Annotated in this window: 12 protein-coding genes; 5 read left to right on the forward strand and 7 right to left on the reverse strand. The window is 64.7% G+C overall.

Annotated elements, in window-relative coordinates; all coding sequences use genetic code 11:
* Positions 1-29: 29 nt before the first annotated feature.
* Positions 30-536 carry a CAP domain-containing protein gene (locus AC1DDS_RS19330; RefSeq protein ID WP_477480355.1) on the reverse strand — a complete coding sequence of 169 codons (507 nt, stop codon included), beginning with the start codon at positions 534-536 and terminating at the stop codon, positions 30-32.
* 1 nt (position 537) lies between these two features.
* Positions 538-804 (reverse strand): DUF6460 domain-containing protein, encoded by a 267-nt coding sequence (locus AC1DDS_RS19335; protein WP_477480356.1) that lies wholly within the window; start codon positions 802-804, stop codon positions 538-540.
* A 162-nt stretch (positions 805-966) separates the two neighbouring features.
* Here AC1DDS_RS19335 and AC1DDS_RS19340 point away from each other — a divergent pair, with 162 nt between their 5' ends.
* Both AC1DDS_RS19340 and AC1DDS_RS19345 read left to right on the forward strand, forming a co-directional pair.
* Complete coding sequence (locus AC1DDS_RS19340) at positions 967-1911, forward strand: class I SAM-dependent methyltransferase (protein WP_477480357.1); 945 nt, start codon at positions 967-969, stop codon at positions 1909-1911.
* Positions 1912-1956: 45 nt separating this feature from the next.
* On the forward strand, positions 1957-2592 hold the full coding sequence (locus AC1DDS_RS19345; RefSeq protein ID WP_310411314.1) for a YitT family protein: 636 nt from the start codon (positions 1957-1959) through the stop codon (positions 2590-2592).
* Between the two features lie 59 nt (positions 2593-2651).
* On the opposite strand, the gene AC1DDS_RS19350 is transcribed toward AC1DDS_RS19345, so the two are convergent.
* Complete coding sequence (locus AC1DDS_RS19350; RefSeq protein ID WP_477480358.1) at positions 2652-3113, reverse strand: carboxymuconolactone decarboxylase family protein; 462 nt, start codon at positions 3111-3113, stop codon at positions 2652-2654.
* Between the two features lie 47 nt (positions 3114-3160).
* Entirely contained in the window at positions 3161-3661 is a 501-nt protein-coding gene (locus AC1DDS_RS19355; RefSeq protein WP_477480359.1) for an RrF2 family transcriptional regulator, read from the reverse strand.
* A gap of 134 nt (positions 3662-3795) precedes the next feature.
* Here AC1DDS_RS19355 and AC1DDS_RS19360 point away from each other — a divergent pair, with 134 nt between their 5' ends.
* The gene (locus AC1DDS_RS19360) at positions 3796-6339 is read left to right on the forward strand and encodes a ligase-associated DNA damage response DEXH box helicase (protein WP_477480360.1); all 2544 of its coding nucleotides are present in this window, start codon (positions 3796-3798) and stop codon (positions 6337-6339) included.
* A gap of 49 nt (positions 6340-6388) precedes the next feature.
* Positions 6389-7114 carry a ligase-associated DNA damage response endonuclease PdeM gene (gene pdeM / locus AC1DDS_RS19365; RefSeq protein ID WP_477480361.1) on the forward strand — a complete coding sequence of 242 codons (726 nt, stop codon included), beginning with the start codon at positions 6389-6391 and terminating at the stop codon, positions 7112-7114.
* Between the two features lie 10 nt (positions 7115-7124).
* On the opposite strand, the gene AC1DDS_RS19370 is transcribed toward pdeM, so the two are convergent.
* The gene (locus AC1DDS_RS19370) at positions 7125-7682 is read right to left on the reverse strand and encodes a dihydrofolate reductase family protein (protein ID WP_477480362.1); all 558 of its coding nucleotides are present in this window, start codon (positions 7680-7682) and stop codon (positions 7125-7127) included.
* Between the two features lie 93 nt (positions 7683-7775).
* Between AC1DDS_RS19370 and AC1DDS_RS19375 the strand changes: the two genes are divergently transcribed.
* Complete coding sequence (locus tag AC1DDS_RS19375) at positions 7776-8282, forward strand: winged helix-turn-helix transcriptional regulator (protein ID WP_477480363.1); 507 nt, start codon at positions 7776-7778, stop codon at positions 8280-8282.
* A 3-nt stretch (positions 8283-8285) separates the two neighbouring features.
* Here the strand turns inward: AC1DDS_RS19375 and AC1DDS_RS19380 are convergent, their stop codons facing one another.
* A complete protein-coding gene (locus AC1DDS_RS19380; RefSeq protein ID WP_310411334.1) occupies positions 8286-9080 on the reverse strand; it encodes a TIGR02186 family protein in 795 nt (264 codons plus the stop codon).
* Positions 9077-10003 (reverse strand): sulfite exporter TauE/SafE family protein, encoded by a 927-nt coding sequence (locus AC1DDS_RS19385; RefSeq protein ID WP_477480364.1) that lies wholly within the window; start codon positions 10001-10003, stop codon positions 9077-9079. Before AC1DDS_RS19385 ends, AC1DDS_RS19380 begins: the two co-directional genes overlap by 4 nt.
* Positions 10004-10131: the final 128 nt, after the last annotated feature.

The following is a 10131-nucleotide window of genomic DNA, read 5'->3' on the forward strand; positions in this document are numbered from 1 at the left end:
GCGTTGCCGGCAAGCGCGCCGGAATCAGTTCAGCTCGACAGCACCATCGCCCAATAGGGGCGGTTGCCGGAAGAGGTATTTCTGGCTTCCGCCACGCCCAGGCCGCGATAGCCCGGTCCCAGCATGTTGGCGAGGTGCTTGGGCGAATCCACCCAGGCCTGGAACGCGCGCGCCGCATCGGCTTGACCGACGGCGATGTTCTCGGCCGCCGGCAAGGGCACTTCCATGCCCTTCATCCGCTTGGCGAAATTCGCGCCGAGCCCGATGTTGTGCTCCATCTTGCCTGCCGAAGCCATGCGCCTTGCCTGGTCGACGGCGGCCCTTGCGGAGGCGGGGTGGCGCGACAGCGGCTCCAGCCCGCGATCGCCGCGCAGCTTGTTGATCATCGCCAGCGTCGTATCGGTCTGGTCGCTGGCGTTCGCGCCGGTGTCGATCTTGTCCGTGGTCGTGCAGCCGGCCACGGTGGCGGCGAAGGCGCCGAGCGTGGCGCCCAGAACGACCCTGCGGCTGACCGGTTTCGTCGTCGTCGAGGTCATGTCAGCGCCTGTAGCTCAGAACACGAATGACGAGGAACACCGGCACGACGATCACCGCGCCGAGCACCAGGTAGTCGCCGACCTGACCGAGGGCGGCAAAGCCCTTCTCCCACAGGTTGATGATGAAGTCGCGGACGGCGCGCAGGATGTCATCGGGATAGAGGCCGAAGACCGACATCAGGAACCCGAGTGCAATGGACAGGATCAAGAGTTTTACGGCGATCCGCAGCGGCGTATCGCCGAGGAATCTGTTCACGCCATCCGACATGCTGCTCGCTCCTGTTGTTCTCACGTGCGTCTTAAGCCGACGCTGCAAGAACCGCAAGGTGAGCTTTTTTAGGGCCGGGCGCCGAAAATCGTGACGATTCCCCTTGCGTTTTGCCGTTTCTTGGAAGATTAGCGATGCCACCTCTTATCCAGTCGCGTCATCATGACAACCGCTACGCAGCATTCCTCCGGCGATATGCTCGCCGACCGCCGCGCCGACTATGCCCGCTTGCTCGCGGGCAGTGGGGATTTTGCGAGCGCGAGGGAACTGATGGAACAGGCGCTGGAACTCGCCCCGCGTTGGGCGGCGGGCTGGTTCCGCCTGGCGGAGTATGCCGAGAAATCCGGACTGAAGGAGGCGGCTGCGGCTGGACTTGCCAAAGTGCTGGATCTGGCCCCGGCCGATCCATTCGGCGCGGGGTTGAAAATTGCGGTGCTTGGCGGACGCGACGTCCCGAGTACCCCACCGAGCCGCTATGTCGAACAACTCTTCGACGACTATGCGGATCGGTTCGATAGCGCGCTTGTGGAACGCCTCGGCTACAGCGTTCCCGAGAAACTGGCCACGCTCATCTTCGAGCACATTGGGTCGGCGCGCTTTTCAAGCGTTGCCGACCTCGGTTGCGGCACCGGCCTCTTCGGCATCCGGATCCGCGAACGGGCTGCCTTCCTCGAAGGCTTCGACCTCTCCGCCAACATGCTCGCCAAGGCGCGGGAGAAACGGGTTTACGATCGGCTTGCCCAGGCCGATCTATCGCTCTCGCCCGGCGCGAGCGGCGTCTTCGGTCCCGACCTGCCATTCGCAAGGGCCGAGCTTGTCAGCGCCGCTGACGTATTGATGTACCTCGGCGAACTCGCCCCCCTCTTCTCCATCACCGCCAATCTGATCGCCCCAGGTGGCCACTTCGCCTTCTCCGTGGAGGACGCGGGCGCCAACGAGGGCTATGTGCTGCGCACGTCGCTGCGCTACGCCCATGGCGAAACCTATGTGCGCGAGCGCGCCGCCGCTGCGGGTTTTGATGTTCTCCTCAGCCAGGCGACCGTCATCCGCAAGGATGCCGGTGAGCCCGTGCACGGCCGGCTGTTCCTCGCCCGCCGGCGGAGCTGACCGCGTTCCCGCACACCAGCGCTTCAAATCAAAAGGGAAATGTTCATGAGCGGCGACAAGCGGCGCTACGGTTTCTGGAATCCTGCCCCCGCGCGTCACTCGCCGCTGGAAGATGCGCAAGGCATCTTCACGGGCAGCGTGATCGCGGCCCTCGGGCTTACGCTGATCGGCAGCGCCGGCCTCATCGCCAGCGGTGTCGCCGGCGTTGCCTTCATCCTGCATTACCTGACCGGCTACAGCTTCGGCCTCTACTACACCGCGCTAAACATGCCGTTCTACGCGCTCTCCCTGAGCCGCCTCGGCAAGGCGTTCACGATCAAGTCGTTCCTCGCGGTCGGCCTGACCTCGCTGATCACCGAAATCCAGCCGCGCTACCTGAAGATCGAAACCCTGGATCCGCTCTGGGCCGCGCTGCTTGCCGGACTGCTGCTCGGCTACGGTCTGCTCGCCCTCTACCGCCATCGCGCGAGCCTGGGCGGCATCGGCATCCTCGCCGTCTATCTGCAGGATCGCTTCGGCTGGCGGGCCGGGCTGGTGCAACTCGCCGTCGACCTTGTGGTTCTGGCGGCGGCCTTTGCGGTGGCCGCCCCCTTCATCGTTCTCTGTTCAGTGATCGGCGCCGTGGCACTGAACCTGTTCCTGACGATCAACCACCGCTCCGACCGCTACATCGCCATGTGACAATACCCGGGAAGCCTTGATGCCAAGGCTCGGGGCCCCCTTCGCCCGACGGGGCTGCTTCAGGCAGCCTTGACGGGCTTGTCGATCGGATGCGGCGAGCGGAAGCCGACGGCGAGCCGGTTCCAGACGTTGATCGTGCCGATCGCAACGGTGATCTTGGTCATCTCCTCCTCGGAGAAATGCGCCCTCAACGCTTCGTAGGCGTCATCCGGGGCGCCGGTCTGGGCGATGTTGGTGACGGCATCCACCCAGCCCAGCAGCGCGCGTTCGCGGGCGTCATAGACGGGCGATTCCTTCCACACCGACATCATGTTGATCCATTGCTCCGACAGCCCGTCATGACGGGATTCCTTGACATGCATGTCGACGCAGTAGGCGCATCCATTGATGATCGACGCCCGCAGCTTGATCAGGTGAATGAAGCGGCGCTCCAGACCCGATTTCTGGACGAACTCCTCAAGGGCGACCACCGCCTTGTAGGCATCCGGGGAGGCTTTGGCGAAATTGAAACGAGGCTGCATCGACTTTCTCCTTGGTTGGAAGGTGGGTTTGGTTCGTGCGGCAGTCATCAGGAGCGCTGCCTGCGCTCGTGCAACTCCAGGAAGGCGCAGCCTCGGGCGGCGATCGCGCCGTCGTCCCTGGCGGCCACTACGGCGCCGATATCGGCGATCGACACCTTCTTCAGCTCCGCCCGATAGGCCTTCTCCGCCTTGAGCATCGCCGCATTGATCTCGCAGGGGCGCGCCATGTAGCGGGCCGGAAGCGGGTTCGGGCCACGCTGGCGGATCTCCTGGCAACGGAAGGCCGGCTCCGGTCCCTCCACCGCCAGAACGATGTCCAGCAGCGATATCTCCGCCGGCGCGCGCGCCAGGCGGTATCCGCCGCGCGGACCAGAGACTGTCTGCAGGAGGCCGGCGCCCGAAAGCGCCTGCAGGTGCTTGAGGAGATAGCTGGTCGAGACGCCGTGAAATTCCGCCAACGCGGCCGCCGACAACACGCCCTCCGGCGACAGGCTCGCCAACATGGCCACGCTGTGGATTGCCTGCTCGATGCCTTCACTGAGTTTCATCCCGGCCTCCATTCGTGGATATTTTTTATCCATGATTATTCGCTTTGTCAATTGCCATATTGGCACGTGTCGCGGCGCGCTCGTCTCGCAGTGTGGACCTTCCTTTTCGCGTCCGTTCGGCTAATTTCACCGGCGTGAACGCAACCGATTCCGCCACCGCCCGGCCCGGCCCGCTGCCGAAGCCTTTTACCGACTGGTTTGCAGCCAGAGGCTGGGCACCGCGCGCACACCAGCTGGAACTGCTCGAGCGCGCACGCGCCGGAGAAAGCCTGCTGCTGATCGCGCCCACGGGCGCGGGCAAGACGCTGGCCGGTTTTCTGCCCTCCCTCACCGACCTCGTCGCGCGCGGCCGCGTCCCGCCGGGTTCGGCGTTTACCGGCATCCACACGCTGTACATCTCGCCGCTGAAGGCGCTGGCCGTCGATATCGAGCGCAACCTGGCAAAACCCGTCGAGGAGATGGGCCTGCCGGTCACGATCGAGACGCGCACCGGCGATACGCCGCAATCCAAGCGCCAGCGTCAGCGGCTCAACCCGCCCGACATCCTGCTGACGACACCGGAGCAACTGGCGCTGCTGATCGCCAACGGTGAGGCACCGCGCTTCTTCAAGGACCTGAAATTCGTCGTGTTCGACGAGCTTCATTCGCTCGTCACTTCCAAACGCGGCCATCTCCTCGCGCTCGGCCTCGCCCGGCTGCGCAAGCTGGCGCCGGGGCTGCAGACCATTGGCCTTTCAGCCACCGTCGCAGAACCCATGGACCTGCGCCGCTGGCTCGTTGGACAGGCGCCGGGCGAGGATAACCACGCCGGACTGGTGCTTGGCCCCTCCGGCGCGAAGCCGATCATCACCATCCTGAAGAGCGAACAGCACATTCCCTGGTCCGGCCACTCGGCCCGCTACGCCATGCCCGAGGTCTACCAGGCGATCCGCGAACACCGCACCGCACTGCTCTTCGTCAACACGCGCAGCCAGGCCGAAATGTTGTTCCAGGAGCTCTGGCGCATCAATGAGGAGACGCTGCCGATCGCGCTGCATCACGGCTCACTCGACGTGGCCCAGCGCCGCAAGGTCGAGGCGGCGATGGCAGAAAACCGCCTTCGCGCCGTCGTCGCCACCTCGACGCTCGACCTCGGCATCGACTGGGGCGACGTCGACCTCGTCATCCATGTCGGGGCGCCGAAGGGCGCCTCCCGTCTCGCTCAGCGGATCGGCCGCGCCAACCACCGGATGGACGAGCCGAGCCGGGCGATCCTGGTGCCGGCCAACCGCTTCGAGGTGATGGAATGCCAGGCGGCACTGGACGCCAACTATCTCGGCGCGCAGGACACCCCGCCGATGACCGCCGGCGCACTCGACGTGCTCGCCCAGCACGTGCTCGGCATGGCCTGCGCCGCCGCCTTCGACGAGGACGAGTTGTTTGCCGAGATCAACTCGGCCACCCCCTATGGCGCGCTGTCGCGCGAGACATTTTCGCGTGTCGTGCAGTTCGTCGCGACCGGCGGCTATGCGCTGAAGACCTACGAGCGCTACGCCAAGATCCGCAAGACCAAGGAGGGGCTCTGGCGTGTTTCCAACCTGCAGGTCGCCCAGCAATACCGCCTGAACCTCGGCACCATCGTCGAGATGCCGATGCTGAACCTGCGCCTCGTCAAGCGTGATGCGCGCGGCTCGCTCGGCCGCGGCGGCGCGGCCCTCGGCAAGGTGGAGGAGTATTTCCTGGAGACCATGGCGCCGGGGGATACGTTCCTCTTTTCCGGCAAGGTGCTGCGCTTCGAGGGAATCCGCGAGAACGAATGCCTCGTCAGCCAGGCCTTCTCGCAGGATCCGAAGGTGCCGGTCTATGCCGGCGGCAAGTTTCCGCTCTCCACCTACCTCGCCGAGCAGGTGCGCACCATGCTGGCCGACCCGGACCGCTGGCGCGCCCTGCCTGGTCAGGTGCGCGACTGGCTGTCGATCCAGAGCGACGTCTCGATGCTGCCGAGGCGCGACGAGCTACTGATCGAGACCTTTCCGCGCGGCAGCCGGCACTACATGGTGATCTATGCCTTCGAGGGCCGCCTCGCCCACCAGACGCTCGGCATGCTGCTGACGCGCCGGCTCGAACGGGCGGGCCTGAAGCCGCTCGGCTTCGTCGCCACCGACTATTCGCTGGCGATCTGGGCGCTGGACGATCTGGGGGCAGCCTTCCGTGCCCGCCGCCCCTCCCTTGCCGGGCTCTTCGACGAGGACATGCTGGGCGACGACCTGGAGGCGTGGCTCGACGAAAGCTGGATGCTGAAGCGCACCTTCCGCAATTGTGCCGTGATCGCCGGTCTTATCGACCAGCGCCATCCCGGCAAGGAAAAGACCGGGCGGCAGGTAACGGTCTCGGCCGATCTGATCTACGACGTGCTGCGCAGCCACGAACCGGACCATATCCTGCTCGAAGCGACACGGCACGATGCCGCGACGGGTCTTTTGGACATCGAGCGCCTGGGGTTTATGCTTGCCCGAATCAAGGGCCACATCACCCACCGCACGCTCGACCGCATCTCGCCGCTGGCGATCCCCGTCATGCTGGAGATCGGCAGGGAAACGGTATCGGGCGAAGCCCATGATGCCGTGCTGGCCGAGGCGGCCGAAGACCTGATCGCGGAAGCCTTGGGCGAGTTGGCGGCACCGGAAACAGAACGGTAATGGTCGGAAGAAGGCGGCCACAGGACAACGGGATGAACGGAATGCGCCAATGAACAGGGTGGCCCTCGCTAACGCCGACGTGCAGGACTTCGGCGCGCTCACAGCGCGCGCGGTCGTGGCCGGCGTCGAGGCGGTCTGCGATCCCTTCGGCGCGCTCTACCTGCCGGCCACGCGGCTGCTCGTCATCTCCGACCTGCATCTGGAAAAGGGTGCCGCGTTTGCGCGCCGCGGCATGCTGCTGCCGCCCTACGACACGCTGGCGACGCTCAGGATCCTCGAGGCCGTCGTCACCCGGCACAATCCGTCGATCGTCATTAGTCTGGGTGACAATTTTCACGATCGCGTCGGCTCGATCCACCTGCCGGAGATGTTCCGCCAAAGGATCGAGGCGGTGGCGCGCGGGCGCGACTGGATCTGGATCAACGGCAACCATGACCCGGACGGAACGACCGGCCTGCCGGGCCAGTCGGCCGACGAATTGCACTATGCCGGCCTTATCTTTCGCCACGAGCCATCGCTTGCTGACGGCGCGGGCGAGATCGCCGGTCACCTGCATCCGTCCGCCACCGTGCGCCGCCGCGACAAATCGGTGCGCCGCCCGTGCTTCGCCACGGACGGCCGGCGCCTGCTGATGCCGGCCTTCGGTGTCACCACCGGCGGGCTCGACCTGCGTCACCGGGCCATGGCGGGGCTGTTTGAGCGCGAGACGCTTGTCGCGCACCTGCTCGGGCGTGACCGCGTCTATTCCGTACGCTTTGCAAATCTGCTGGCCTGACGTCCTGCAGCTACGTCGCGATCGGCGCGTAGCGCAGGATCACCGTTCCCGTCTTCAGCGGCCGTGCCTCGATCAGGTCGAACCGCTGCAGTGTGTCGCTGTCCTTGAAGAAGCGATTGCCCTTGCCGAGCACTGTCGGCACGAGGCCGATCATGAGTTCGTCGACGAGGCCAGCCTCCAGCAGCGTATCCGTCAGGTCGGCGCTGCCGAAGACGAAAATGTCCTTGCCGGACTCACTCTTGAGCCGGGAGAGTTCGCCGACGATGTCGCCGGTCATGCGGGTGTTGTTCCAGTCCGAGCTTCGGAGCGTGCGTGAAGCGACGAGCTTCGGCAGGGCATTCATGTAGGCCTTCGTCTCAAGTTCCTCCTCGGTCGTCGTCCAGAACGACTTCATGCCCTCGTAAGTGACGCGACCGAAGACTAGAAGACGCGCCCGCTCTCCGAAATCGGCGCTCATGGCGGCAAGCTCATCGCCCCAGGCGTGGCCGTGGAAGGCCAGATCCCATTTCTCCTCGCCCTCGAAATAGCCGTCGAGCGTCATCAGGTTCCAGACGATGACCTTGCTCATCTTCTTCCTCCATCCATTCTGGTTTTATTTTGCAAGCAGTTGAAGCCTATGCACACCGGTGGCAAAATGCAATCAGAATCGCCGGAGACTGCAATGAAGGACGAACATCGATCGGGCTGCCCGATCAATCTGACGCTCGAGATCCTCGGCGACCGCTGGAGCCTGATCGTGATCCGGGACATGATGTTCGGCAATCGCCGCCACTTCCGCGAGCTGCTGACCCGTTCGGAGGAAGGCATTGCCTCCAACATCCTCGCCGACCGGCTGAAGCGGCTGACCGAGAAGGGGTTGATCACGAGGGCCGACGATCCGAGCCACAAGCAGAAGGCGCTCTACAGTCTGACCGACATGGCGATCGCCCTCGTGCCGCTCTTGGCTCACATGGGCGCATGGGGCCGCCGGCATCTGCCGGTAAGCGAAGAGCTGAGCATCCGCGCCGAGCTTCTGGAAGCTGGCGGGCCGGCTATGTGGAGCGACTTCATGGACGAACTGCGCGCCATCCATTGCGGCGCGGCGCCTCCGGAGCGTTCCGTCTTTGCGGAGTTGCAGAGCGCCTATGAAGCCGTTCTCGCCAGGAAGGCTGCAATGCTTCTGGCGTGATCGTCAGTCCTTGCGGAACACCACGCTTGCGATCCAGCCGGTCAACAGGGCCAGCACGACGGCGAGGACGCCATAGGAGACCGGACGATTATAGGCGGCATTCGAGATCATCTGTTCCAGGCCGGTCTTGACGACTCTTAGCGGTAGCGCCTTCTCGCTGATGAAGACACCGTCGCGGAAAAGCTGGGCCCGCACGACATGGGTGCCATTCGGGACGTTGGCGGGCAGCTTCACGGTCGCCTTGAACAGGCTGGCGCTGATGAACTGCACCCCGCCCGGATCGCGCTGGAAATAGCCGCCGGTTTCCTTCAGGTGCAGGAAGGCCTCGCGGAACGCGGCGACGCTGCTGCCGTCCCCGATGAAGCCGATCGGGTCGAGCCGGATATGTTGCAGGCCCACGCCGATGCTGTTGAGCACCTGCTCGGATGCGATCTGATCGACATTGCGCGTACTGGACAGGGAGTAGGATTCCGGCGCGAGCTCGAAGGTCATCGAGTGACGGTTGACCCAGACGCCGAGCACGCGTTCCTTGCGGCGGACCGTCATGTTGTCCTTCGGTCCTTCCAGCGCCACGACGATATCGTATTTGCTCTGCGCCAGAAGGTTCGGATCATAGCCCCCGATGGCGCCGAAGATGGTGAGGTCGGCCCCGCGAAAATCGGAGGAGATGGCGATCTCGTCGGTGGAGATGCCGATTTCCAGCTGCTCGGTGTTTTCGGATTGTTTCTCCTGCGCGCGGACCGGACCGGCCAATGCCAGGACGGCTGCGGCAAGGAGGGCGTACGCCAGACTTCTCATCGGCGCCCCCCTTCACTGACGACGGAGTAGATGTTTTCGGGCGCCAGCACGAGATCGACTGCAAGGCGCATGCCGACCGCGAGTACGAGAAGCGCAAGCAGGGCCCGCAATTGCTCGCCGCGCAAACGCTGGCCGACACGCACGCCGTACTGCGCGCCGACGACGCCTGCCACCATCAGGATGAAGGCGAGAACGATGTCGACCGAGTTGTTCGCCGTCGCCTGCATGATCGTGGTGAAAGCCGTCACGAAGATGATCTGGAACAGCGACGTGCCGACGACCACGTTGGTCGGGATGCGCAGAAGATAGATCATCGCCGGCACCATGATGAAGCCGCCGCCGACACCCATGATGGAGGTCAGCACGCCGATCGAAAAGCCGAGCAGGACGAGCGGAATGACGCTCAGGTAGATCTTGGACTTCTTGAACCGCATCTTCAGCGGCAAGCCGTGGATCCAACTGTGATGGCCCGGCTTTCGCAGCGACACCGGCTGGTTCTTGGCGGCACGGCGCAACGCTCGGATGCTTTCAAACAGCATCAGGACGCCGACTGTACCGAGCAGCGCCACGTAGAGCAGCGAAATGACGAGGTCGAGCTGACCGAGGCGCCTCAGCAGGGCGAACAGCCACACGCCCGCGGTCGCGCCGCACAGGCCGCCGACCAGCAGCACCGTACCGAGCTTCATGTCGAGCGTGCCGCGGCGGAAATGGGTGATGGCGCCGGAAACCGACGAGGCGACGACCTGGTTGGCGCCCGTCGCGACGGCCACGACCGGCGGTATGTTGTAGAAGATCAGGAGTGGGGTGATCAGGAAACCACCGCCGACACCGAACATGCCGGAGAGAAAGCCAACCGCTGCGCCCATGCCGAGGATGATGAAGATATTCACCGAGAGCTCGGCGATGGGCAGATAGACTGTCACAGCATTACCCCGATGGGCCGGCGGCCCGGAACTTTCGGCGCCCCCTGACGCCACCCCTCACCAAGTCTGGACCGGCCGCCACGTGTTCTGGGTCAGAGAGCACGCCCGGCATGCAGGTTTTCTGCGGG

It is taken from the genome of Mycoplana sp. 10N416, from assembly GCF_056394765.1.